23 protein-coding genes are annotated in these 24,677 nt (G+C 70.8%); 8 read left to right on the plus strand and 15 right to left on the minus strand.

What is annotated here, in order from left to right; translation table 11 throughout:
* Window positions 1–106 precede the first annotated feature (106 nt).
* Together VF106_RS15275 and VF106_RS15280 are read left to right on the plus strand one after the other, a co-directional pair.
* Window positions 107–1,507 (plus strand): MFS transporter, encoded by a 1,401-nt coding sequence (locus tag VF106_RS15275; protein WP_330840353.1) that lies wholly within the window; start codon window positions 107–109, stop codon window positions 1,505–1,507.
* A gap of 161 nt (window positions 1,508–1,668) precedes the next feature.
* Window positions 1,669–2,931, plus strand: coding sequence for an ATP-binding protein (locus VF106_RS15280; RefSeq protein ID WP_330840354.1), 1,263 nt, complete (start codon window positions 1,669–1,671; stop codon window positions 2,929–2,931).
* A gap of 1 nt (window position 2,932) precedes the next feature.
* Here VF106_RS15280 and VF106_RS15285 read toward each other — a convergent pair whose 3' ends face one another.
* The 3 genes from VF106_RS15285 to VF106_RS15295 all read right to left on the minus strand — a co-directional run bounded on the left by VF106_RS15285 (window position 2,933) and on the right by VF106_RS15295 (window position 5,815).
* Window positions 2,933–3,961: a methionine synthase gene (locus VF106_RS15285; protein ID WP_330840355.1), complete on the minus strand. Its 1,029-nt coding sequence runs from the start codon at window positions 3,959–3,961 to the stop codon at window positions 2,933–2,935.
* 10 nt (window positions 3,962–3,971) lie between these two features.
* On the minus strand, window positions 3,972–4,352 hold the full coding sequence (locus VF106_RS15290) for a hypothetical protein (RefSeq protein WP_330840356.1): 381 nt from the start codon (window positions 4,350–4,352) through the stop codon (window positions 3,972–3,974).
* Window positions 4,353–4,564: 212 nt separating this feature from the next.
* Window positions 4,565–5,815: a hypothetical protein gene (locus VF106_RS15295; RefSeq protein ID WP_330840357.1), complete on the minus strand. Its 1,251-nt coding sequence runs from the start codon at window positions 5,813–5,815 to the stop codon at window positions 4,565–4,567.
* 32 nt (window positions 5,816–5,847) lie between these two features.
* On the opposite strand from VF106_RS15295, the gene VF106_RS15300 reads away from it, so the two are divergent.
* A complete protein-coding gene (locus VF106_RS15300; protein WP_330840358.1) occupies window positions 5,848–6,726 on the plus strand; it encodes a serine/threonine dehydratase in 879 nt (292 codons plus the stop codon).
* Window positions 6,727–6,738: 12 nt separating this feature from the next.
* Here the strand turns inward: VF106_RS15300 and VF106_RS15305 are convergent, their stop codons facing one another.
* Window positions 6,739–7,644 carry a LysR family transcriptional regulator gene (locus VF106_RS15305; protein WP_330840359.1) on the minus strand — a complete coding sequence of 302 codons (906 nt, stop codon included), beginning with the start codon at window positions 7,642–7,644 and terminating at the stop codon, window positions 6,739–6,741.
* A gap of 72 nt (window positions 7,645–7,716) precedes the next feature.
* On the opposite strand from VF106_RS15305, the gene VF106_RS15310 reads away from it, so the two are divergent.
* Window positions 7,717–8,649: an EamA family transporter gene (locus tag VF106_RS15310; protein WP_330840360.1), complete on the plus strand. Its 933-nt coding sequence runs from the start codon at window positions 7,717–7,719 to the stop codon at window positions 8,647–8,649.
* Here the strand turns inward: VF106_RS15310 and VF106_RS15315 are convergent.
* The 3 genes from VF106_RS15315 to VF106_RS15325 form a co-directional block, all read right to left on the minus strand.
* On the minus strand, window positions 8,558–10,138 hold the full coding sequence (locus VF106_RS15315; protein WP_330840361.1) for a BamB-related PQQ repeat family beta-propellar protein: 1,581 nt from the start codon (window positions 10,136–10,138) through the stop codon (window positions 8,558–8,560). The genes VF106_RS15310 and VF106_RS15315 overlap by 92 nt on opposite strands.
* Before the next feature lie 87 nt (window positions 10,139–10,225).
* The gene (locus tag VF106_RS15320; RefSeq protein ID WP_330840362.1) at window positions 10,226–10,837 is read right to left on the minus strand and encodes a response regulator; all 612 of its coding nucleotides are present in this window, start codon (window positions 10,835–10,837) and stop codon (window positions 10,226–10,228) included.
* A gap of 115 nt (window positions 10,838–10,952) precedes the next feature.
* Window positions 10,953–12,074: a GAF domain-containing sensor histidine kinase gene (locus VF106_RS15325; RefSeq protein WP_330840363.1), complete on the minus strand. Its 1,122-nt coding sequence runs from the start codon at window positions 12,072–12,074 to the stop codon at window positions 10,953–10,955.
* A 116-nt stretch (window positions 12,075–12,190) separates the two neighbouring features.
* Between VF106_RS15325 and VF106_RS15330 the strand changes: the two genes are divergently transcribed.
* From VF106_RS15330 to VF106_RS15345, 4 genes are all read left to right on the plus strand, one after another.
* Window positions 12,191–12,871: an SDR family NAD(P)-dependent oxidoreductase gene (locus VF106_RS15330; RefSeq protein ID WP_330840364.1), complete on the plus strand. Its 681-nt coding sequence runs from the start codon at window positions 12,191–12,193 to the stop codon at window positions 12,869–12,871.
* Complete coding sequence (locus VF106_RS15335; protein ID WP_330840365.1) at window positions 12,868–13,200, plus strand: VOC family protein; 333 nt, start codon at window positions 12,868–12,870, stop codon at window positions 13,198–13,200. Before VF106_RS15330 ends, VF106_RS15335 begins: the two co-directional genes overlap by 4 nt.
* Entirely contained in the window at window positions 13,200–14,186 is a 987-nt protein-coding gene (locus VF106_RS15340; RefSeq protein ID WP_330840366.1) for an S-adenosylmethionine:tRNA ribosyltransferase-isomerase, read from the plus strand. Before VF106_RS15335 ends, VF106_RS15340 begins: the two co-directional genes overlap by 1 nt.
* A 261-nt stretch (window positions 14,187–14,447) precedes the next feature.
* Window positions 14,448–15,569 carry a Cmx/CmrA family chloramphenicol efflux MFS transporter gene (locus VF106_RS15345; protein ID WP_330840367.1) on the plus strand — a complete coding sequence of 374 codons (1,122 nt, stop codon included), beginning with the start codon at window positions 14,448–14,450 and terminating at the stop codon, window positions 15,567–15,569.
* Here VF106_RS15345 and VF106_RS15350 read toward each other — a convergent pair.
* From VF106_RS15350 to VF106_RS15385, 8 genes are all read right to left on the minus strand, one after another.
* Window positions 15,504–17,036 carry a polyamine aminopropyltransferase gene (locus tag VF106_RS15350; RefSeq protein WP_330840368.1) on the minus strand — a complete coding sequence of 511 codons (1,533 nt, stop codon included), beginning with the start codon at window positions 17,034–17,036 and terminating at the stop codon, window positions 15,504–15,506. The two genes, VF106_RS15345 and VF106_RS15350, sit on opposite strands and share 66 nt — an antisense overlap.
* Window positions 17,037–17,462 (minus strand): DUF350 domain-containing protein, encoded by a 426-nt coding sequence (locus tag VF106_RS15355; protein WP_330840369.1) that lies wholly within the window; start codon window positions 17,460–17,462, stop codon window positions 17,037–17,039. It abuts the gene before it with no gap.
* 7 nt (window positions 17,463–17,469) lie between these two features.
* On the minus strand, window positions 17,470–18,390 hold the full coding sequence (locus VF106_RS15360; RefSeq protein ID WP_330840370.1) for a hypothetical protein: 921 nt from the start codon (window positions 18,388–18,390) through the stop codon (window positions 17,470–17,472).
* The gene (locus VF106_RS15365) at window positions 18,387–18,806 is read right to left on the minus strand and encodes a DUF4247 domain-containing protein (RefSeq protein ID WP_330840371.1); all 420 of its coding nucleotides are present in this window, start codon (window positions 18,804–18,806) and stop codon (window positions 18,387–18,389) included. The genes VF106_RS15360 and VF106_RS15365 overlap by 4 nt, the downstream gene beginning before the upstream one ends.
* On the minus strand, window positions 18,803–19,288 hold the full coding sequence (locus tag VF106_RS15370) for a DUF2617 family protein (protein ID WP_330840372.1): 486 nt from the start codon (window positions 19,286–19,288) through the stop codon (window positions 18,803–18,805). The genes VF106_RS15365 and VF106_RS15370 overlap by 4 nt, the downstream gene beginning before the upstream one ends.
* Window positions 19,285–19,890, minus strand: coding sequence for a DUF4178 domain-containing protein (locus tag VF106_RS15375; RefSeq protein WP_330840373.1), 606 nt, complete (start codon window positions 19,888–19,890; stop codon window positions 19,285–19,287). The genes VF106_RS15370 and VF106_RS15375 overlap by 4 nt, the downstream gene beginning before the upstream one ends.
* A 439-nt stretch (window positions 19,891–20,329) precedes the next feature.
* Complete coding sequence (locus VF106_RS15380) at window positions 20,330–22,924, minus strand: CHAT domain-containing protein (protein WP_330840374.1); 2,595 nt, start codon at window positions 22,922–22,924, stop codon at window positions 20,330–20,332.
* Window positions 22,925–22,969: 45 nt separating this feature from the next.
* On the minus strand, window positions 22,970–24,604 hold the full coding sequence (locus VF106_RS15385) for a S8 family peptidase (protein WP_330840375.1): 1,635 nt from the start codon (window positions 24,602–24,604) through the stop codon (window positions 22,970–22,972).
* Between the last annotated feature and the right edge of the window lie 73 nt (window positions 24,605–24,677).

Here is a 24,677-nt window from a genome sequence, read left to right on the forward strand (position 1 = left end):
CCCCTTCCAACCGGAGAGTTTCTCCGGATAGGCTTGCGTAGCCGGAGATACTCTCCATATGCTAACCCGGTCCAAACGGAGAGTATCTCCACTTAGGGGTGTTAGCTTGTCGACTCAAACACTGGCCAGGCCCGTCGCGGCCCGGCCCGGTTTCGCGCTGGCGTTGATCCTGACGTGCCAGCTCATGTTGATGCTCGACGCGACCGTGATGAACGTGGCGCTCCCCCGCATCCGCACCGACCTTGGCTTCACCCCCGCAGGCCTGTCATGGGTGATGAACGCGTACACGCTGGTGTTCGGCGGGTTGCTGCTACTCGGCGGCCGCATGGGTGACCTGTTCGGCCGGCGGCGGATGTTCCTGATCGGCATCGCGGTGTTCACCGTCGCGTCGCTGGCCGGCGGGCTGGCCGACTCGGCCGGCCTGCTCATCGGGGCACGGATCCTCCAGGGGATCGGGGCCGCGGCCGCGGGCCCGAGCACGCTCGCGCTGATCACCAGCACGATCACCGACCAGCAGGCCAGGATGCGGGCGCTGGCGCTGTTCTCCGCGATGGCCAGCTCCGGGTTCGCCATCGGGCTGATCCTCGGCGGGTTTCTGACGGAGTGGCTGACCTGGCGGTCGGTGATGTTCATCAACGTGCCGCTCGGCCTGGTGGTCCTGGCGTGCGGTTCCCGGTACATCAGCGAGCCGGCCCGCAACCGCGCGCCACTCGACCTGGTGGGCGCGGCCCTGGCGACGACCGGCGTTGCCTCGCTCGTGTTCGGGTTCATCAGAGCGGCGGAAGCGGGCTGGGGGACGGCGACCGCCATGTGGCCGCTCGCCTCAGGCGCGGTGCTGGTGGTCGCGTTCGTGGTGTCCCAGACCCGGATCGCGAACCCCATGCTGCCGCTGCGCCTGTTCGCGGACCGCAACCGGGCGGCCGGTTACGCGAACTTCTTCCTCGGCCCGCTGTCGATGATGGCGGCGTTCTTCTTCATGACCCAGTTCCTGCAGGAGGTCAGCGGCTACGGAGCGCTGACCACGGGCTTCGCGTTCCTGCCGATGGCCGTTGGCATCTTCGCGCTGTCCCGCCTCGTGCCGCGACTGTTGCCCCGCACCGGCCCGAAACCGCTGGCGGTGACGGGAACACTGATGATGGCGGTCGGGCTGTGGTGGCTGTCGTCGCTGTCGGCCGACTCCGGGTACGTCCCCGCGATCCTCGGCCCGATGGTCCTGCTCGGCGTCGGCGCCGGGCTGGGGTTCTCACCGCTGAACGTACTGATCATGAGCACGGTGCCGCCCTCGGACGCCGGCGCCGCGGGCGGCGTGCTGCAGACGATGCAACAGATCGGCTCCACGCTGGGCCTCGCCCTCCTGGTGACGGTGGCGGGCTCGGGATCACGGGGCCTCACGGGCACGGACGCGGTGGTCGCGGGCGCGACGTCCGCGTTCGCCTTCGCGGCCGGCATCGTGCTGCTGACCTTCCTGGTGGCACTCACGTTCCGAAAGCCGGCCACGACGCAGTGATCATGTGCGGCCTCACGCCCGGCTGGCGGGCGTGAGGCCACAGGAATGTCGATGCAAACCTCTGCCAAATGTCGGTCGGAGGGCCTGTGGAATGTCGGTCCAGAGTGCTGCGAGATGTACACTCTGCAGGTCCACCAGCCTCGATGACCTGCGGAGGTGTCGTGTTCGAGTCCGATCTGACACGCGCGTGCTGCGAACTCGTCGATGAGTATCTCTCCACCTTCCGTGTCGTGATACTCAACGGCCCTCGACAAGCCGGCAAGACGACGCTGCTCAGGCACGTACAGGCTCGACATGGCGGGACGCTGTTCAACCTCGACGACGAGCAACTGCTGCAGGCAGCGATCAGCGACCCGCTCGGGTTCGTCGCGAGCGGCACCGAGCCAAGGCTCATCGACGAGGTCCAAAGAGCCGGCAATCCCCTGGTCAGGGCGATCAAGGCCGAGGTCGACGCGGTCCGGAAACCGGGCCAGTACGTCCTCGCCGGTTCGACCCGCTTTCTGTCCACCCCCAGCTTGTCCGAGTCACTTGCCGGTCGCGGCGCCGTGGTCGATGTCTGGCCGTTCTCGCAAGGCGAGTTCGAGGGCAGGTTCGAAAAGTTCGTCGACATGGCGTTCGACGAACCAGACGCATTGCGTGCGTTCACACCGTCGCAGTTAGACCGCACCGACTACTTCGCCCGTATCTGCCGAGGCGGGTTCCCCGAGCCGGCCCTCATGCACAGTGCTCGATCTCGCCGTACCTGGTTCCGCAGCTACGTGCGGGCGATCGCGGAACGGGACATCCGCGAGATGACAAAGATCAACGAACCGAGTGCGATCACCACGCTCTTGTCCTACCTCGCTTCCATCACCGCACAGGAGCACAACAGCGTCCAGACCTCGAACAAGACCGGCCTGCACCGCGCGACCGTGAACCGCTATCTCGAACTGCTGGAGGCGGTGTTCCTGGTACACCGGCTTTCGGCCTGGTCCCGGAACCCGACCGCCAGGGTGGTGAAGCACGCCAAGGTGCATCTCACCGACACGGGCCTCGCGGCCTCACTGCTGGGTATCTCCCCTGACTCACTGGCAAATCCCGTGGCCCCCCTGCGTGGGGCGCTTGTCGAGACGTTCATCGTCAACGAACTCGCGAAGCAGGTCACCTGGAGCGAGTCCGAGGTCCGCCTCCATCACTGGCGAATCAGCGGGGGCCCGGAGGTGGACGTCGTCCTCGAACGAGATGACGGCCGGATCGTCGGCATCGAGTCCAAGGCGAGAGACACGGTCACCGCCGAGGACTTTCGCGGCCTGACCGCGCTGCGTGACCATGTCGGCGATCAGTTCAGCCAGGGCATCGTGTTCCACACGGGCAAACGAGGGAGCGTCAACTTCGGCGAACGACTCTTGTCGCTGCCCATCGCGGCCCTGTGGGAGGCCACCTGACCTACCAGGACTCCGGAGGTTCCACGAAGGCCTTGCCCAGGTCCCTGGTCAGCTCCAGCGCGCGCCTGGCCCACGACGTGGTCGCGCCGGCCAGGCCGCACGTCGGGGTCGGGAGTGCGCGTTCGGCCAGGATCGAGCGGGGGAAGCCCAGCCGGTCCACCAGTTCCAGTGCGGGGCGGGCCACGTCGTGCAGGGTCGGTGGGCGGCTCGGGTCGGTGCTCGGGACCAGACCGAGCAGCAGCACACACCCGTCGTCCCATGCCTCGCCCAGCTGGTCGGCGAACGCCGCGGGCGTCCCCTCCAGCAGGGTCGCGTCCAGGGCCACCGCGTCGGCGCCCGCGGCGCGCAACAGCGCGACCGGTGGGCGCGGCGTGCAGCAGTGCACGATCACCGGCTGGCCCGTCGCCGCGCGGGCCGCGTCGATCACGCCGGCCAGCAGGTCCCGGGCCTCCGGCTCCGCGACCGCCGGGACCGTGCTCAGCCCGGACGGTGTCGACAGGGCACCGGCCAGGACGGCCGGCAGTGACGGCTCGTCCAGCTGCACCACCACGTCGGCGCCCGTGCGCTTGTGGATCTCCGCGACGTGGCTGGTCAGGCCCTCCGCGAGCGACTCGGCGAAGTCCCGCAGCGCGCCGGGGTCGGTCATGACGCGATGACCACGATGCAGCTCGATCTCGGACGTCAGCGTCCACGGACCGGCCAGCTGCACCTTGACCAGGCCAGGAGCCGCGCTCTCGACGGCCTGCTCGAAGGCGTCCAGGTCGCGGCGCAGGTGGTCGACCGCCGTGCGGTGGTCCGCCCCCGGCCGTGCGGCGACCCGGTAGGCCGACGGCACCACCTCCACCGCCAGGTCGACCAGCAACGCGGCGGTGCGGCCGACAAGGTCCGCGCCCAGCCCGCGTTTCGGCAGCTCCGGCAGGTGTGGCAGGTCGGGCAGCTCGCCCACGACGACGGCCGCCGCCTCGACCGGATCGGTTCCAGGCATGGAACCGATGGCGGTCGCGGCGGCGGTCGGAAACTGTTGCGGCACGTGGCCCAATCTATCGGCGTACCGCGAACAGCTGCAGCGCGCCGATCCCCGCGACCGCGACCGACAGGGCCAGCAGCGCGACCGTGCCGAGCGTCGTCAGGCCGGCGAACTCGGCGACGAGCACGCCGTCCACCGCGCACACCACGTTCACAACCCCGACGGCGGTCGCCGCGCGACGGTTGATCGCGGGCCGGGTGCCCAGGTACAGCACGCCGGCGCCCCACACGATGAAGAACAGGCCGGCGCCGACCAGCACCCCCGTCGGGATGCCGAGCGGCTCGGCCAGTACGCCGGCCAGCGCGGCCACGAGCACCCCGCTCGGCAGCGTCGCGAACCCGTCGAACCTGAGCGCTTCACGCAGCAGGGCGGGGGTGCGGGCAATGGTGGTCATTTCGAACTCCTTCCGTGGTTCTGACGCCACCGAAGGTCGCCCAACTCGCACTGCCAGTACCACGCCAAAGGCTGCCAAACAGTGCCAATTGGCTCGCTCCGCTCGCTGGTGAGCGGCCCCGAGGAGGCGGCGTCTTCCCACCCTGCGCTGCTCGGCGGGTCGCTTCGCTCCCGGCCTCCGCTGCTCGCTCAGTCCAGACGCCGCCGGGCCGCTCACGGCCAAGCGCTGGTCAGACGCAGTTCAGTCGCCACGATCTTCGCCGCGGCGGCCTGCCAGTTGTGCAGTGTCCGCTCCGGCACGTGGTCGGCGAACCACGCCAGCGCGCGGCGGGCGACCGGGTCCAGCTCGGTCACCTTCGTCCGCACGCTGTACGGGCGGACACCGACCACGTAGTAGAAGAACAGCGCGTTGTAGTGCCGCCACTCCTCGGACGTACCGAACTCGCCATCGGCCGGTTTGAGCCGGGTGATCGTCTCCAGGAGCAGTGCCTTCAGCTCCGTCGCGCGGGCCAGGGGCGCGTCCGGCACGCCACGTTCCGCGAGCCGCGCGGCGATCACCGGCAGCGAGGTCAGCGGGCTGGACGCCAGCTTGCCGAGATCGCCGTAGTGGGACAGCGCCCGACGGGTGAGCCGGACGAACTCGGTCTCGTCGAACTCGGACAGTGGGACCTCCGCGCGACGCGGCAGCGCGGCGGCCACCTCACGCAGCTCATCGCGCTCCCGCCGTAGGTCCGGCGCGTCACGGAAAGCGAACCGGTCGGCCAGCGCGTTGATGGGCCTGGCCAGCACCTGCATCGCGATCGCGGCGCCGACCACCCCGTACGCCAACAGGTCGAGCGGCCGGTCCACCAGCCACGCGGCGAGCGCCACCTGGCTACCGAACAGCACCGCGGTGCCGCCCGCGACGAGCAGCGACCACAGCATGTCCCGGCGGATCGCCTCCCCCTCGTCGAACGCGTCGAGCACCGCCACGCTCCCGCCCAGCAGCACCAGGTCGACGCCGATGCCGGCAAGCAGTAACGTCCGCGCCTCCCCGGACAGGAAGCTCAGCAGTACGAGCGACACGGCGAGACCGAACATGAGCAATGCGACGAGCCGCGGCCGTCCACCGTGCCGGAGGAACAGGCCGAGCGCCCAGAACAGCGGCAGCACCACGACCACCGTGCTCCAGGCACCGACGAACGGGCTGGCGGCGGCGAGCACGAGGCTGCCCGGCAGCACACCCCACCGCCAGGCCGCCTCGGCGCGGCCCGCGATGAGCACCCCGGTCCAGAACACCGACGGCAACGACAGGAAGACCGCGTGGACGGCGGCGAGCAGCGGGTGGTCCGTTGTCCCGGCCGTCGCGAGTGCCATGGCATAGCCGAGGAGGCCGATGCCGGCGCGCCGGAGCGCCGGTTTGGTCACGTCGCGGGCGAGCAGATAGAGGCCCAGCCACCAGGCGAACCCGAACACCGCGACCACGTGCTGACCCCTCGCTCCATTACCGTGGTCTCATGCTGTCAGACGTGGCCGCCGCGGCCGAACGCATCGGACCGTACGTGCGCCGCACACCGATCATGCGCGTCGAGGTCGACGGGAAGCCGTTGGTGCTGAAGCTGGAGCAGCTCCAGCTGACGGGTTCGTTCAAGGTGCGGGGCGCGTTGAACGCGTTGCTGGGTGTCGACTCGCGACCGTCGCGAGTGGTCACGGCATCGGGCGGCAACCACGGACTCGCGGTGGCGACGGCCGCGTCGCTGTTGGGCATCCCAGCGACGGTGTACACACCGGAGTCCGTGCCGGAGGCGAAGGCCCGCCGCATCGAGGCAGCCGGCGCGAAACTGATCCGCCACGGCACCCGCTACGCCGAGGCGGCGGCCGCGGCCATGGAGGTGCCGGACGCGCTGTACGTGCCGGCCTACGACCACCCGCTGGTAGTGGCGGGTCAGGGCACGTGCGCGGCGGAGGCGGTGGCCGACGCGCCGTCGGTGGACACCCTGGTGGTCGCCGTCGGCGGCGGCGGGCTCGCGGCGGGCACCATGCTGGGCGCCGGCGGCCGACACGTTGTCGCGGTCGAACCACACGGCTGCCAGGCCCTCCACGACGCACTGGCAGCAGGCCGCCCGGTCGACTCCGAGGTGAGCGGGATAACCGCATCCGCCCTGGGCGCGACCCGCGTCGGTGAGGTCCCGTTCGCAATCCTCCGCGCGGCGACGTCGGTCCTGGTATCCGACCAGGAAATCCTCGCGGCACGGGACCGTCTGTGGGAGGACTTCCGCCTGGCAGTGGAACCCGCGGGTGCGGTGCCGTTCGCGGCATGGCTGGCAGGCCTGGTACCAGGAGACCTGCCGTGCCTCGTCCTGTGCGGCGCGAACACCGAATTCCACTTCGGATGATGTCCGCCTCGGTTATCCCCGAGGCTGCGCAAACGTTTCCGTCAGTGCCACCACGACAGCGCGGATGGCGGGGCGGCGAGAGGCCTCTTCGCGCCACACCGCGAAAACCCGGCGCTCCAGCGCGGGCCGGACGGGCACCAGACGGACACCCGCCGGCACCGAGTCCGCGGCAAGACGGGGGATCACCGCCACCCCCAACCCCGCCGCCACCAGCGCCAGTTGCGTAGGGAACTCGGCGGCCTGGTGCACGATCAGCGGCTCGTGACCGTCGCGGCGGAAGGTGTTCGTCAGCCAGTCGTGGCAGATCGTGCCCACAGTGGACGTGATCCACGGGTCGGTGGCCAGTTCGAACAGGGCCAGGCTTTCCCGGTCAGCCAAGGGATGTCCCGGCGGGAGCGCCACGTCCGCGGGGTCCAGGCCAAGGTCCGCGCTGGCCATTCGGGTCGGCAGCGCCACGGGCAGGTTCATCCAGTCCTGGGACACCGCCATGTCCAGGACGCCGGCGGTCAGTAGGCCCATTGCCTGGTACGGCTCCACCTCGCGCACGCCGATCCGCAGGTCCGGGTGTTGGGCCGCGCAGGCTCGCAGCACCGCGGGCATCAGGCCACGGGCCGCTGTGGGAAAGGCGCCAACAGTGACGGTGCCCAGTACGCGGCCCCGGCGTTCGTCCAGGTCAGCGGAGGCCTCCTCCACCGCGGCCAGGATGCGTTCAGCGTGGGTGGCGAGTGCTTTGCCCTCGTCCGTCAGTCGGAGGTGGCGGCCCCTTCGTTCGGCCAGTACACAGCCTGCCTCGCGTTCCAGTTTGGCCATCTGCTGCGAGACGGCGGACGGGGTCAGGTGCAGTGCCCGCGCAGCCGCGGCGAGGCTGCCGTGACCAGCGACGGCGTGCAGCACGCGCAGCCGCGTCAGATCGAACATGCAGCAACTCTAACGTCTCGGGCCAAGAACTATTAACTTGTGCTTCATCAAGCACGCCAAGAGGCTACTGGCATGTCTCCCCGTCACCTGCTGCTCGCTCTGGGACTCACGGCCGTGTGGGGCGTGAACTTCGTCGTCATCGACGTCGGGCTCGCGCATTTTCCGCCGCTGCTGTTCTCGGCCCTGCGGTTCCTCGTCGCGGCCGTGCCGGCGATCTTCTTCCTTCGCTCCCCCGGCGTGCCGTGGCGATGGGTGGCGCTGGTGACGCTCACGCTCGCCATCCTCCAGTTCGGACTGCTGTTCATCGGCATGACCGCAGGAATGCCGCCCGGGCTCTCCTCGCTCGTGATGCAGGCACAGGCGCCGTTCACGTTGCTGTTCGCCGTGCTGCTGCTCAAGGAACGGCTGACGAGGCAACAGATACTCGGCATGGTCATGGCACTGGGCGGGATCGCGTTGATCGCGCTCGATCTCGGGGCCACCAGTCCGATCGGCGCGTTCCTGCTGCTCATTGGCGCCGCGGCGGCCTGGGGCATCAGCAACGTGGTGACGAGGCACGCCGCGCCGCCGGACACGCTGCGGTTCATGGTCTGGGTCAGCGCCCTCGCCGCGCCGCCGTTGTTCGTGTTGTCCGCGATTTTCGAAGGTCCGCAGCGCGGCTGGGACGCGCTGCGGACCGTCACGTGGCCGGCGGCCGGCGCCGTCTTCTTCGTCGGGCTGGTGGCCACCGTCGCCGGTTTCGGGGTGTGGGGCTATCTCATCCGGACGTACTCCGCGTCCGTGATCGCCCCGTTCTCGTTGCTGGTACCGGTTTTCGGGATGGCCGCCGCCGCGCTGTTCACCGGCGAGCGGCTCACCCCGCTCGTGCTGCTGGCCGCCGTGCTGGTCATCGCCGGCGTCCTCTGTGGATTGATCAGAGGCCGAACGCCAGCAGTACGTGCCCCTTCTCCGTCGAGTACTCCGGCCAGTACCCCGACTGCACGTACACCATCCCGTCTGAGATGACCACGCCGCCGCCGGTGCCGGTGATCGCGCTGCCCATGCCCTCGATGCCGTTGACGCCGGTGAACGTGCGCACCGTGTCGTAGGTCCACAGGATCCGGCCGTCCGCGGCGTCGTAGGCCCGCAGCTTGCCGTCGACGCCACCAACCCACGCGAGGCCGGGGCTGCTCGTCGCGGGCGCCCCGTGTGCCGGCGCGCACAACGGGTTCGGGAACTGACCCGCGCCACCGGTTGTGCAGCCGTCCGCCGGGGCCTCGGTCTGCCACTTCACGTCGCCGTTGGCCGGGTCCACCGCGAACAGCGTGCCGGGATCGGCGTAGTACGTGGGGATGTAGAGCCACCGGCCGTCGTAGCTGGCACCCCACTGGATGCCGCCGATGCCGCCGGACGGCCACGGCTCGCCGAGCTGGCGACGCCACACGACCTCGCCGGTCCGCGCGTCGAACACGTGGTAGACGCCAACCTTCTGGCCGACGCCGACGAGCGTGCGGTCGCCGACCCGGAAGATGTTCGGTGTGGCGCCGATGTCGTAGTCGAGCGCGGTGCCGTCCGCGAGCCCCGGGCAGTAGCCGGTGGGATCCGGGTCGTTGCACAGCACCCGCCACGTGTCGGCCTCGGTGACCTGGTTCTTCCACCGCACGCCGCCGGTCCGCGCGTCCAGCGCCAGCAGGGTGTCGAAGTCGCCGGCGCTGCCGGTGTAGTTCTGGCCGGTGCCGACGAAGACGGTGCCGGTACGCGGGTCGATCACCGGCGAGCTCCACACGCCGGCACCGGACGGCTCGAACCTGGCCGCGCCACTGGGCCACGTACCGACCTGCTGAGGCTCGGGCACCGTGTAGTGACGCCACTTCAGCTCGCCGGTGTTCGCGTCGAGCGAGTCGAGGTGCCCCCGGAACGTGCAGCACGGGTAGTTCCTGTCGCCGCCGTTCTCGTCGCTGGACACGCCGACGTACACACGTCCTTTGTAGACGATTGGCGAGCTCGTGACGGTGGCGGACGGATGCGCGTCGACGCGGGTCGACCACCTCAGCGCCCCACTGCGGGCATCGAGCGCGTACAGGTAGCCACGCGCGTCGCCGAAGAAGACCTTACCGCCGGACACCGCCGGGCCGTCGTGGACGAGCGCGCGGCCATCCGGGTCGACCGACGTCAGGTCGAACTCCCATTTCGCGGCACCGTTCCGTGCGTCGCGGGCGTAGAACTTCCCGTCGGAGCCGCCGAAGTAGATCGTGTTCCCGACCACGGCCGGTGCGCTGCGCACGGTCGTGCTCGCGGTCTTCGGGTAGGCGAACGCCCACTTCAGCTTCAGGTTCTTGACGTTGCGCGCGTTGACGCGGTGCTCGGCCACGGCGTACCGGGACCCCACGAGGTCCTTCTGCCACGAACCCCAGTCACTGTCTCTTGTGGACCGGTCGGCGGATCCACTGCCGACCAGGCTCGCGGACAGGACCACCGCCGCGCCAACCGTGAACAGCTTTCTTCCCCAGGACAAGATGTCTCACCCCCATGTTGAGAGAACGGGACCCACCTTGCCACCGTGAAGGAGTTCTCGGATCAACCAAGTGGTTGATATGTGGCTCTACCGTTCGACCAGGCCGGCGCGGACCGCGTGCAGTGCCGCCTGGGTCCGGTCCTGGACGCCCAGCTTGCCGAGAATGGCGCTGACGTGGGTTTTCACCGTCTTCTCCGACAGCGTCAGCGCACGGGCGATCTCCCGGTTGGAACGGCCGTTGGCGAGTTCGGCGAGCACGTCCCGCTCGCGGGCGGTCAGCTCGGCCGGGCGGGTGTCCTCTGCCGCGAGCAGGCGCACGACGTCCGGGTGAAGTAGCACGTGACCGGCGTGCACGGAGCGGATCGCCGCGGCGAGCGCGGGCGGGTCGATGTCCTTGTACACATAGCCGGCCGCGCCGGCCCGGACCGCCGGGAGCACCGCGCTCGGCTCGGTGTAGCTGGTGACCACCAGTACGCGCGCCGGGTTGTCACGCAGGCCGTGCAAGGCGGCCACGCCGTCCCCGCCCGGCATGCGGAGGTCGAGCAGGATCACGTCCGGTCGCAGGCGTTCGGCGTCCGTCACGCACGACTCGCCGTCGGCGGACTCCCCCACGACCGTGATGTCGTCCTGCAGGTCGAGAAAGGTCCGCAACCCCTGCCGCACAACGGGATGGTCGTCCACGACCAGCACCTTGATCATGACGCCGCCGTTCCCGCTCCGTGGCGCCGGAACGCTCCGCAGGCTCCGCTACACCGGCGCCCTCCGCGGGCTCGGCGGCGTCCTGGTTGTTGATGATTCGCTCCGCAAGCTCCGCTCATGCCGGCACCGCCAAGCACACGGTCGTTCCACCGCCCGGTTCGGACGTCACCGTGAGCGTGCCGCCGGCCTGGCTCGCGCGTTCCCGCATCGAGGCCAGCCCGAGACGGCGGCCGGCGACCGTGCTCGCCGGGGCGAAGCCGACGCCGTCGTCGGTCACCCGCAGGACCGTGCCCTCGTCGTCGACCGACAGGACCACCTCGATCCGGGTCGCGTCGGCGTGCCGCAACGCGTTGTGCATGGCCTCCTGGGCGATCCGGTACACCGCCTGCTGCCCCAGCTCGGAAAGCCTTGGCACACAGCCGCTTCCGGTGAAGTGCATGGCCGGCTCGTGCACGCGGTCCAGCAGTTCCACCTGCTTGCGCAGCGCCCGGTCGAGCCCGTCGCCGGCCAGGTCCGCCGGCCGGTGCCCGACGACGATCTCCCGCAGCTCACTGCTCGCCTCGGCCGCGAGCCGGCGGACGGTCGCCAACTCTGCCCGTGCCCGTTCCGGGTCGCGGTCCAGCAGCGCGGACGCCGCGTCCGCGGTGAGCCGCAGGCTGAACAGCTTCTGCGACACGGCGTCGTGCAGCTCGCGGGCGATCCGGTTCCGTTCCTCCACAATGGACAGCTCGCGGCTGTGCTCGTACAGGCGCGCGTTCACCAGTGCGATGGCCGCGTGCGCGGCGAGGAGGCGGACCAGTTCCTCGTCCTCCGCGGTGAAGCCGCCCGGTTTGCGGCTGTTGGCGAGGAACACCTCGCCGATGATCTCTTCGCCGTCGCTGATCGGCATGCCGAGGAAGTCGGTGAGCGCCGGGTGCGCCCTCGGCCACCAGCCGAAATGCGGGTGGTCCCTGATGTTGGCGAGCCGCACCGGGTTGGGGTCGCAGAGCATGAGCCCCAGCACGCCGTGCTGCTGGGGCAGCGGACCGATGGCGGCCCACTCCTCGTCGGTCAGGCCGTCGGCGAGGAACTCCGCGAAGCCGCCGTGCGAGTCCGGGACGCCGAGCGCGGCGTATCGGGCGCCCACGAGCTTGCGTGCGGACGAGAGGATCGTGGTGAGCACGTCGCGGACCGAGAGGTGCGCGGTCACGGCCAGCACCGCCGCGCTGACGTCCCGCAGTTCGTTCCGGACGTTCACGCCGTCAACGGTACCCATCCGGGGCGGCCTCCGAGCCGGACCTAGGTCCAAAGACCGAGGTCCCGGCGGTCCGGCGACCGATGGCACGGCCAGTTTTCGTTCGTAGCTTCGAGTACATGAAACGAGTCGCGATCGTCACCGGAGCGTCCCGCGGGCTGGGGCTCGCACTGGCCACCGGGCTGTCGGAGGCTGGCTGGCGGCTGGTCGTGGACGCCCGCACACAGTCCGACCTGGCGGACGCCGCGGAGTGGATCGGCGGTGACGTCGTCGCGGTGGCGGGTGACATCCGCGACCCCGCCCACCGGGAGGCGCTGATCGACGCCGCCGGCACGGCGGATCTGCTGGTCAACAACGCCGGCATCCTCGGCCCGAGCCCGCAGCCGCCCCTGGCGTCCTACCCGCTGGAGGCGCTGCGGGAGGTGTTCGAGGTGAACGTGCTGGCGCCGCTCGCGCTGACGCAGCGGGTACTGCCGGCGCTGCGTGCCCGGGAGGGCGCGCTGGTGAACATCACCTCGGACGCGGCGGTCGAGGCGTACGAGGGGTGGGGCGGCTACGCGTCGGCGAAGGCCGCGATCGAGCAGGCCAGCGCCGTGCTGGCGGCCGAGGAGCCGGCGCTGCGGGTGTGGTGGGTGGACCCCGGCGACCTGCGGACGCGGATGCACCAGGAGGCGTTCCCCGGCGAGGACATCAGCGACCGGCCACTGCCCGAGACCGTGGTCCCGGCGTTCGTGCGCCTGGTGACCACCCGACCACCCTCGGGTCGCGTCCGCCTCGCGGACGTCACGGTGCCGGCGTGACCAGGCTGTGGCTGCCCTTCACGGTGACGGACCTGCCGGCGGCGGTGAGGTTCTACCGGGACCGCCTCGGGCTGCCGGTGGTGGACGGTTGGCGCCGTGACGGGGAGGAGGGGGTGGTGCTGGGCGCGGAAACGGCGTTCATAGAACTTGTCACGCCGGAGGACCCGCGGCCAGCGCCCCTCGCCTTCGAGGTGCCTGACGTGGATGCCGTCTTCGCGCGGATGTCGGGCGACGAGCTTGTCGCGGCCCCGCACCGGTATCCGCGCGGTCACCACGGCTTCGAGGTCCGCGGCCCCGCCGGCGCCACCGTGATGGTGTGGAGCGAGTGATGACGATCGAGTTCTCGTTGCCCGCCACGCTGGAGGCACACGAACCGCCCGAGGCCAGGGGGCTTGGGCGGGACGGCGTGCGGTTGCTGGTCGGCGAGCGTGGTGCCGGGCGGGTCGGCCACCACCGGTTCACGGACCTGCCGTCGTTGCTGCGGCCGGGAGACGTGCTGGTTGTCAACACGTCGGCGACCATGCCGGCGGCGGTGCCCGTGCCGGACAGCGCGCTCGTCGTGCACTTCTCCACCGAGCAGCTGGACGGCACGTGGCTGGTCGAGCTGCGGCAGGCACGCGAGCCTTTCCGTGATGGCCGCGCCGGCACGCGGTACCCGCTGTTCGGCGGCGGCTCGGTGACACTGCGGCGCCCCTTCTCCACCGGCCGGCTCTGGGAGTCCGATGTAGACACCGGGGGTCGGGGTGTGCCCGGGTACCTGGCGGCGTTCGGGGCGCCGATCCGGTACTCCTACGTCGGCCGGCGGTGGCCGCTGTCCTACTACCAGACGGTGTTCGGGGTGACGCCGGGCAGCGCGGAGATGCCGAGCGCGTCCCGGCCGTTCACGTCGGATCTCGTGGCTCAGCTGGTCGCACGGGGCGTGCAGTTCGCGCCGGTGCTCCTGCACACCGGGGTCGCGTCCCTGGAGGCACACGAACGCCCGTACCCGGAACGGTTCCTCGTCCCCCGCCCGAGCCGAGCCCTCGTCGCGCACGCCCGCGCGGAAGGCCGCCGGGTGATCGCCGTCGGTACCACCGCCGTGCGTGCCATCGAGAGCGACGGTGACGACGGCTGGACCGACGTGATCGTGACCCCGTCCCGCGGGGTCCGCCACGTCGACGGCCTGCTGACGGGACTCCACGAACCGCGAGCATCCCATCTGGACATGTTGGCCGCCATCGCCGGGCCGGAGTTGCTGTGCGAGATCTACCGGGAGGCCCTCGCCGAGCAGTACCTGTGGCACGAGTTCGGCGACCTCAACCTGATACTTCCCTGACGTCGGGGAACACCGGCGCGTACGGGGCCAGGTCGCGAAGCTCCGGGCCGCCTGCCGGCCGTCGTGGACGTCGAACCGCGCCCGTACGAAGACCCTCATGCCCTCCATATTGGCTTGGTGCGCCACCCGCCTGCCGGTAGTGTGCCGCCCGTGACGAGTCCCGAGTCGGACAGAGCCGAGCCGCCAGTCGTCTGGCGGCGCTGAGTCACGCCCCCAGCGACTGGACATCACTCGTGTCCTCTTCCGACGCTGGGAGTTCTCTTGCCCTTGTTCGTCTATGTCCTCAGCCTTGCCGTTTTCGCGCAGGGCACGTCCGAGTTCATGTTGTCCGGTCTCGTTCCGGGCATCGCGGACGACCTGTCCGTCAGCGTGGCCGCCGCCGCGAGCCTCACCTCCGCGTACGCGATCGGGATGGTCGCCGGAGCGCCCGTGATGGCCGGGCTCAGCGCACGGTGGCCACGCCGGCGGGCGCTGGCCGTGTTCCTCACCGCGTTCGTCGTCGCGCACGTGGTTGGCGCGGTGACCCATGACTTCGCCGTGCTGTTCGGCACGCGGGTCGTCGCCGCGGTCGCCAACGCCGGGTTCCTGGCCGTCGCGATGTCGGCGGCGGCCACGGTGGCCGGCCCTGGCAGGCAGGCCAGGGCCACGGCCGTTCTGATCGCCGGGGTGACACTGTCCTGTGTGGCCGGTGTGCCCGCTGGAGCCTTGCTGGGCCAGCTGTCCGGCTGGCGGTCCGCGTTCTGGGCGGTGGCCGGGCTGTCGTTGCCGGCGCTGTTCCTGGTGTTCCGGTCCGCGCCGGTCGAGCCGGCTGGCCATGTGTTGGTGCGCAAGGAGTTCCGCGTTCTGCTGCGCTGGCCGGTGTGGCATGCGCTCGTACTGGCGGCGCTCGTCAACGGCGCCACGTTCGCGACGTTCGCCTACCTCGCGGTCGTAGCGACGGCGATCCCGTCGGGTGCGGTGCCGGCCCTGCTTGCCGCGTTCGGCGCAGGCGCGTTCGTCGGGGTCACGGTGATCGGTCCCAGCCGACACCTGGTACCCGTGTTGTTCGCGTTGCCGGTCGGCTGGCTCCTCCTGGCCGTGGCCAGCCCGCACCCGGTCACGCTGTTCGCGATGACCGTCGTGCAGGGAGCGCTGTCGTTCGGCGCGGGCTCCGCGCTCGTCAACCGGGTGCTCTCCGCCGCGCCGGAGGCGCCGACGCTCGGCGGGTCGTTCGCGACGGTCGCGTTGAACATCGGCGCCGTCCTCGGGCCGTTGCTCACGGGTGCCATCGACCACCGGCACGCGATGTGGCTCTCCTCGGCCCTGAGCGCGGTGGCGTTAGTACTGCTGCCACTCCGCGGTCGTGAGCCGGACGATCTTCGGATTGTCCAGAGTGGACGGTGACTCGGCGCCGGTGGGTCTCCGGTCGACCGGGAAGACGGCCGCGGCGGCCAGGTTCGCCTCGTCGAGGAAACGCAGTGGCACCGGCGGGTCCAACGTCAGGGCTGGTTTTTGGCTCTGTTCGGCCAGGATGAAGCCCCAGTCGCCGAAGCTCGGGACGTTCACGTGGTACGGCGTGGTTTTCAGGCCGGCCGCGCGCACGGTCGCGTCGATGCAGTCGAACGTGCGGGGCGCGAAGTACGGCGAGCCGGCCTGCACGACCAGCCGCGCGCCGGGGGCCATCACCCGCCGGGCCAGCGAGTAGAACTCCACCGAGTACAGCTTGGCGGTGGCCGTCGAGTCTGGGTCCGGCATGTCGATGATCACCGCGTCGAAGCGTTCACCGGCGTCACGCAGCCAGGTGAACGCGTCGGCGGTGACGACCCGCACGCGTGGGTCGGCCAGCGAGTGGTCGTTGAGCGCGGTGAGGTCCGGGTTGTCCCTGGCGAGGTTCAGCACGGCCGGGTCCAACTCGACCTCGACGGCCTCGCGCACGTCCGGGTACTTCAGTACCTCACGCAGCGCGAGGCCGTCGCCGCCGCCGAGGATCAGCACCCGGTCCCGCTTGCCGGCGAGGGCCGGGTGTACGAGCGACTCGTGGTAGCGGTACTCGTCGACCGACGAGAACTGCAGGTCACCGTTGAGGAACAGGCGCACGTCCGATGGGCCGGGCACCACCGGCGACGACTCGGTGAGCACGATGTCCTGGTACTGCGTGGTTTCCGCGTAGACGACCGGGTCGTCGTACAGCTCGTCGCGGGCGTAGCGGAGGAACGCGTCGCTCTGGGCGAACGCGAACACCAGCAGCGCCAGCACGGCGGCCGTCCCGCCGGCGAGCGCGGTCTTGCGGGTCGCGTTGGTACGAAAGAGGAACAGCGCGACCGCGGCGCCGGCGACCGCGTTGACCATGCCGACCAGCAGTGCGCCTCTGGTCTGCCCGAGCAGCGGCAGCAGTAGGAACGGGAACGCGAGCCCGCCGACGAGCGCGCCGATGTAGTCGGCGGCGAACAGGTCGGCCGTGGCGGAACCCGCGTCCTGGCGGCGGATCCGCTGGAGGAGCGTCATCAGCAGCGGGATCTCGGCGCCGATCAACGCACCGACCACGAGCGCGATGCCGATCAGCGCCGGCCAGTACAGGTCGAGCCAGGTGAAGGCGGCGTGCAGCCCGAGCACGGACAGCCCGCCGGTGACCGCCAGCAACGCCTCGACGACCACGAAGCTCACCAAGGGCCTGCGCTGCAACGGTTTCGCCGTGAGCGACCCGATCCCCATGGCGAACACCATGGTCGCGAGCACCACGGACGCCTGCGTGATCGAATCGCCGAGCAGGTAGGAACCCTGCGCCACCAGTGCGAGCTCGTACACGAGCCCGCACGCCGCGCAGACGAACGTGGCGAATAACAGCCCTGCGCGGGCAACCCTGGTGGACACTCAGAAAATGGCGACGGCCACGATCGCGGAGACCGAGATGTGGGACGCGGCGCTGACGTAGACGGCGGGGTGCGACTCCTCCTCCATGAGGATCTCGCCAAGCTTGCCCGGCGTGAAGAGATCGATCACGATGAACGAGACACCCATCAGGACGAGCCCGAGCAACCCGTAGGCAGCGGTGGAGAGCAGGCCCTCAGCCCAGTTGCCCTGGCTGGCGGCGATGGCCGTGGCCACGATGATGCCGACGCCGAGCAGGTTGCTGGCAAGCAGAATCGCCGCGTTCCGGTGGCGCTGCACCCAGACCTGATCGCGGAGGTTGCCGGGCGTGAGCACGTCGACCAGCGCGAAGCCGACGGCCATCAACACCAGGCCGACGAGCCCATAGGTGGCGGCGATGCCGACCTCACCAAAGACGTCGGAAACCATGCTGGGGTTACTCCTTATCCTTCTGGACAGATGGCTTGGTGTCCTCTTCGGACGGTGACGCGGCCGGCTCTTCCTCCGCGGTGGGCTCCTCGCCGGCTTGTTCCTCGGGCACGGCGGGCTCGCCCGTCGACAGTGGACTGGTCTGCGCCGGGACCGGCTGTGTCGGCGGGGTCAGGTCCGGCGGGGCGGACTCTCGCGCTGCCGGACGACCGCGTCGTCCCCGCTGGCGCCGCTTCTGTTCGGCCTCCCGCTCCGCCCGCTCGAGCGCGGCCTGCTCGGCCGCCACGCGCCTGCGGTTGATCATCACGATCCACCAGGCGAACAAGGCACCCGCCACCATCAGGGCGAGGCCCCACAGCACCATCCCGCCGCTCTGGCGCCACCAGTCCGAGCCGGGGTCGTCGGTCAACTGCGCGTCGGCCGGCGCGGTGCCGGTTTCCGGGCTCGCCGCGATCGGCTGGGCCAGGCCCGTGTCGGCGGCGAGCAGCGGCAGGGCGGTCACCGCGTTGCCGATCACCACGTCGGGGTCCTCGCCGGTGAGGCCGTCCATGTCGATGCCGAGTGCGTCGAAGTCGGTGCGGTCGGGGCCGCCCGGCGAACTGATCACGTCGTAGGTCGCCGAGTCCTCCGACTCCGACGACTCGCTCGTGTAGATGATGGACGCGGTGAACTCGACCGTCTCCGCGCAGTCGTTGCTGATCGGCCTGCCGGCGCCGACGTTCGAGCCGATGCTCTCGCTGGGGCCGGCCACCGGGTCGCTCACGGTGACGTTCCAGCCGTAGCAGACGCCCTGCGCCTCGGTCGCCTCCGCGAGCGTGGCGGCCAGGTCGTCGGCGTCGGCCTGGTCGAAGATCACGTCCGCGGACGCCGCCGCGGGCGCCGCGAACAGCAGCGCGGTGGCCAGCGCGAGCGGCACGAATGCTCTCACTTGCCGCCTCCCGGGCCTCCGCCGCGGAAGTTCTCGCCAGAGCCGCCGGAACCCCACACGCCGCCGACGAACGGCAGCCAGTGGACGTAGCCGCGGCGCTCGTCGTCCACGTAGATCCGGGAGCCGCTGCCGTCGGCCGTGATCGCGACGATGTCGTCGGAGTAGCGCAGGAAGTAGCCGCTCGGGTCGAACCTCGTGTCGGCTGGTGGGCGGGCGGAGCGGATCTGCTCGTACACCGCCTTCGGCTTCGCCGACGACGTGTAGACGATCGAGTCACCGCTCGCGGACTGCCGGCGGTAGTTGTCGTCCAGATAGGACCGGACGCCACCGCCGCCGAAGATCGCGAACAGCAGCACGATCAGGCCGACGCCGCCGATCGCACCGGCGACGAGAAGCTTGGTGCGTAAGCGCATCATCGCGGACTCACCACGCTGGAGGTCCAGACCAACTCGCCGACCTGCGGGTAGGCGTGCCACGTCTGCCAGGACACGCCGCCCTCTGCCTCCCACGCGGACAACGCGGTCACCGCCAGCGGCGAACCGGGGAACTCGGCCACCAGCGCGTGCGGGTCGGCCTCGCACTCGGCGACGATGCGGGCCACTGTTGACGCGAAGTCGGCGGGACGGTCACACGACGCCGCGAACCGCACGACGTGGTCGCCCACGGTCCGCTCCTCCCGCGCCGGCAGGTCACCGGGCCGGTCGGGCAGGCACGCCACCGTCTCCGACCAGTCCCCCAACAGGACCTGGTGTGACGCGCCGAGCACGCGAAGCTCCAATGTCATTCCCCCAAGCGTCACCCGATGGGTGCCAAGCGCGGGTAACGGTCGCAGCCCGTAGGCCAGACTGAGGTCCGCGGCACGAGAGTCGGCGAACCGGGTGTCGATACGAGCCCTCACGTGCGATCACTACCGGCCGGGTACACCCGCAACGCGGGCAGCGCGACGGACTCCCCGAGCCCGGCCTCCCACTTGCCGCCGTCGAAACGCTCGAAACTGAGTGCCTTGCCTTCGGGGCCCTCGTAGTCCACGTACTCGACGCGCCCGCGCTCGGCGAGGGTGGTCGTGCCCTCGGACGTGTAGCTGGCGGTGCCGTCCTCTTCCCTGCGGTAGGTGACGCCGCCGAGCTCCATGGTCTTGCCGCCGGGCTCGGTGACCTCGTCGGTCTCCCGCCACAACACCACTTCCAGATCCGGGTCCTCCTCGACGGACACCCAGACCCGGCTGCCGCGCGCGTCGTCGAGGAAGTGCTCCGACCAGGAGTAGCCACCCTCGGTGAGCCGAAGCGAACCACGCACGAAGTACAGCTGGTCGCCATAGTCGATCATGTCGCCGGCCCGGACCGTCCGGATGTCGGTGACACCCTGGTGGTCGGCCAACGGGTCGACCGGCTTCCCCGGCCCCGCGTCGACCGGCGTCCTACGCTGGCGCGAGCGAAGGTACAGCACCACCCCGACCGCGACCACGGCGAGCAGGATCAGCACCAACAACAGCTCGGTCATGCGGGGAGCATAGTGGCTGGCCAGCCCGCGTTAAGGCCAGATAGGCAAAGATCAGGGTACGTTTTGCCCGCCTCCACCGATGATCTTGCTGCGAGGTTTTCGCCCGCGCGATCGGCGCGCCTTACGGTGCGGCTCGGGTGGCCCCGCCGCGCGGGCCGGGCCCGTTCCCGGATGACCTGAAGGGCACCCTCGGGACGTTCAGCCTCGATCAGCCGCGATCCACCGATGATCTTGTCGGGTGTCGTACCTCGCGGGAGGAGCGGGCCTGGTCAGGCCCGCTTCGCGGGCGCCGCGAAGGACGCTTTTGGGACTTGGCCGGTGTCATGAAAGACGCGGTGGGGACGTTCAACGACACGAGCGCGTCTTTCATGACATCACCCGCAGCGTGAACACGCCAGGGCACCTTCGAGACGTCGGCCACCACCGGGCGGCGAGCCGGTCAACCCGCCCCCAGGCAGATGAACGGGCGGCGTAAGGGATCCGTCGCCACCGCTGCTGCCAGGGCCGCTGCCGGGCGTTCCCCCGCGGCGACGCGCTGGTGGTACTCCACCATCGTGGCGGCGGCTGACGCGTCGCCCACTCGGCTGTTCGCGGCCACCACGGTGCGTACCCCGCTCGCCAGGAGGGCGCCTGCGAAGCCCAGGGCCTCGTCGCCCGGGCGGATGTGGTGCATGGCCAGTTCGCAGGCCGCCAGCACGACGTGCCGGGGTGGGTGTGCGAGGCGGGCCAGCTCGTAGGCGAACAGCGGCCCGTCCGCCAGTTCCAGCCGGGAGAACATGGCGTTCGTCGGCTCGTGTTCGCCGTGTGCGGCCAGGTGGGCGACGGACGCGCCGTCGAGGGCCGCGAGTACCTCGTTGACCGACGCCGCCGGCAGGAGCGTCGCGGACGGGTAGGTCCGGGTCAGCGTCTGCTCCTCCGCGATCGTCTCCCGTAGGCGGGGGCCGCGGGCCAGCACGACGTGGCCGGACGAGTCGTCGGCCAGGTCCGCGGTCAGCCACGCCGTGGCCGACGGGGCCACCACCACCGGACGGCCGCGCAGCGACGGGAGGCTTCCCCACGGCACGGCGTACAGCGGGCCGGTCGGCACGATCACCAGCTCGCGGTCACCGATGACCGGCGCGAGCGGCGTGACCAGCCGCTCGTCGACGACGTCCGCGCTGCGCCGGGCCGAGCCGCCGACCACGGTGGCGATGGGCGGCGGCAACCCGTTCGGCGCGTACGTGTCGAGGTCGGCGTGCAGGCGCTTCACCCATTCGAACGTCTCCGTCGCCGACTCGAGTCGGACCAGGCGTGCGCGAGCGTCCACCACGACCACCGCCACCAGCTCGTCGCCGGACACCGCGAACGTGACCAGCGCGCGACGGCCCAACGCGGTACCCACGGCCGCCAGCGACGCGACCGGCCGGGGTCGTCCCCACGGGGTGGCGTACCAGCCCTGTCGCAGCACTTCCCGTTCCAGCGCGACGATCTGTTTCTCCTCGCGGCGCGGCACCCGGCCGGCGAGCCGTGCCTGCTGTGCCGCGCGCCGCAGCGACCGCAGTGACGAGACGTGCTCGGCGAGGACCGGGTCGTCGATCGTCGGCAGCGGCTCGTACCGGTACACCTGCGCACGCGTGCGTTCCAGCCAGCCGAACAGCCGCCGTGCGTCGCGGTGCGGGCCGTCCAGCACCAGGCGCACCGCCAGGTCGCCGAGTTGCTGGCCGTGGATCGCGGTGCCACACACCAGCTCCAGCCCACCCATCCGGTCCCGCGCCCTCCCCAGCTCCACCAGGCCGGAGCGTGCCTCGGTGAGCGCGCGCCGCCGGTCGCCGCGGGCCACGGCCAGTTCGGCGCGGCACAGGCGCAGCAGCATCCGGTGGTCCAGCGGAGTCGTCGAGCGTTGCCGGGGCAGCTGGTCGAGCAGTAACTCCGCGGCGGCCGGGTCACCACGGCGCAGCTCCAGCCGCACGGCCAGCATCAGCGCCAGCCCGGTCTCGTCCTCCAGCAACAGCGCACGGAGCATGTCGGCGAGCTTCACCGCGTGCTCCGGCAAGCGGCGCGGGATGCGGGGTGCCGCCAGCGCGGCCGCGGTCTCCGCACGCAGGGCGGCCAGCGCGGCGACCGCCGCCCACCGGGTGTTGCCGCGTTGTGTGAACCTGCGTTCCGCGGACCGGGCGAGGCGGCGGGCCTCGGTGACCCGGCCGTCCAGCAGTGCGGCGGCCGCCCGTGTCACCTCGGCCTCGGCCAGGTCCTGGCCCGCCCGCTGCGCCCGCAGCCGCGGGATCACGTCGTCCAGGTGCCGTGCCGCGTCCGTCGCGAGGCCGGCGGACAGCAGCGCACGGGCCTGGTCCAGCCGTAACGCGGGCAGCAACCCCGGCGTGCTGACCTGGTAGCTGCGTTCCACCTGCGTGTAGTGCCGCAGCGCGGTCGGCAGGTCGCCCGTCAGGTACGCCACGTACCCCAGGTTGTGCCGGGCCTTGTCGGCGACCAGGTCCATGCCGTGTTCGGCGCACAGTTCCAGGCACCGCTCGAAGTCCCGCGCGGAGCGCACGACCTGGGACAGGTCGATGTAGGCGTGGCCTCGGTTGAGATGAATGCCGGCCAGCAACGCAGGGTCGGCGATGCGGTCCTGCTCGGTGAGCCGCTCGACCGCCGCGTCGAACAGCTCGATGCCCTCGACGATCTGGCCGGCACGGTGCAGCAACAGCCCACGGTTGTTCAGCACCAGCGCGTCGAGCTCCGCCCGGCGCGGGCCGGGCGGCAGCGCGTCCAGGTGCGTGGCGGCCTCGTCGAGCCGGGCGAGCCCGTCGGCGAGCGACCCCGACTCGGCCTGCGTGTAACCAAGGCTGACGAGGATGCGGATCCGCAGGACCACGGCCTGCCGCGACTCCGGCAACGCGGTGTCCAGTAGCCGCAACGCCTTGCCCAGCAGGACGACCGCTCGCCCGAACCGGTAGGCCCACCCGGCCTCACGCGCACGCTGGTGTAACTCGGTGACTTTCGCGAGAACCTCGGCATGGCGGGCTCGCCGAGAACCGCTAGGCAAGCTCGCCATGCCGCAACACTAGAAGACTGGACCGGGCGTGTCGTCCGGAACCACTCATTGCCAGTAACGACGCGCCAATTCGGCGTCCGTCGCGATCAACGCCCGTTTGGCCCGGCCGACCATGTCGGTCTTGGCCGTCGTGTCCTCGGCCAACGCCTGCGCGAGCAGACCGGACACCACAGGCGTCGCGAACGACGTGCCCGCCCAGACGGCGAATCCCGACCGGAGGTCGTCGGGATCGGGTGCGCTGCGCATCCACGGTCCGAGACCGCCCCCGTCCGGGTACCGAATTCCACCGAGCGCCGCGCCGTCCCACACCGGCACGGTGCTGACGAGTGCGTCACCCGGCGCCCACCGGCTGATCCACTCCCCCCAGTTGCTGAACGCGGCGGTGGTGTGGCCGGGCGCGTTGCGGGCGCCCACACCACTCAGCAGTTCGACGCCACTCGCCGCGCTGCCGGTGCCGTGACCGAACGCGGCCGGCATGAAGGGCCGGGTGGTGGCGTCGTTGCCGGCGGCGGCCACCACCAGCACACCCAGGCTGGTCAGCCGTTCGATGGCGGCCTTCACCTGCAGGACCTTCTCCGGGTCGGTGGTCTCCGGGTAGAACCCCAGCGACAGCGACACGATGTCGACCATCTCGTCGGGGTCGCCGGACTCGACCCGCTTCGCCAGCCAGTGCAGGGCGAGCAGCAGCGAGCCCTCGGTGGAGAACCCGTCGGTGTGCAGCACCCGCAGCGAAAGGATCTTCGCGGCCGGGCACATCTGGTGCACCAGCCCGGCGACGAAGGTGCCGTGGCCGGCGTGCGAGTCGATCAGACCCAGCAGCGGCTGGATCTCGTTCGGCACGTCCTCCGGATGGTTGAGCGGGCCCAGCTCGGTCGGGTTCTGCTGCTGGCCTTCCTGCGCGGCGAGCAGGTCCTGGAACTCCTGCGACACCTCGATGATCGGGTCGCCCGGCCGGTGCTTCGACCACCACGGGTGCGGGCCGATGCCGGTGTCGAGCACGGCGACGACGGGACGCCGGCCTGCGGGAACCTTCGCTGGGCGGGGCGGCTGGGGCATGAGCAGGGCGACCGGGTTACGGCTGCCGGTGTGCAGGGCGACGGTGCCACCGCCGACGCTGCCGCCGTGCGACACCGGAGTGCCGCCCACCATGCCGCCGTGGCTCACGGGTGCGCCCTCGACCGCCACCGACGCCGACAACACCAGGTGGTCGAGGCCGAAGTGCTTGACCCGGTCGCCGAAGGCGTCACGGAGGGCCACCAGCGCCGTCCACGGGTCGGGTGCCCGGTCAGCCGGCGCGTCCTCCAGGCGCACCAGCGGCACCGAAACGCCGAGCTCCGGCGGCGCACCGTCGATCACTTCCTGTTCGGGGCGGGGCCGGAGCTGGAGGCCGATCTTGGCGAGCTCGTTGTTGATCTCGCTTCGGCTCACCTGGCCCGGGCGAGGCACGAGCGACTGGACCTCGCGTAACGGGATGAGCATGGAGTCGGCACGGTACACGGTGGAGATCGGTCTGTTCCCGCGCTTCGTCCTGGCGGCCGTCGCGGGGTCGAGCACGAGGGCGCGGTGGCGCGCGAGCACCTCGGGCGGAATGGCGATCGCGTCGGGGAACAGGCTCTGCTTAGGCTGGCTGACATCCTGGCTGTCCCGGGCGCTGTCGCCGTTCGGGTACGCGCTGGTCATGAATCAACTCCTGACGAGTGGCTGTTTCGCGCACCCCATTAGTCGATGATCCATACCGTGGCGTAACGGTCAG

This window comes from Actinophytocola sp. (genome assembly GCF_036378875.1).
In the GTDB taxonomy this organism is placed as follows: Bacteria; Actinomycetota; Actinomycetes; order Mycobacteriales; family Pseudonocardiaceae; genus Actinophytocola.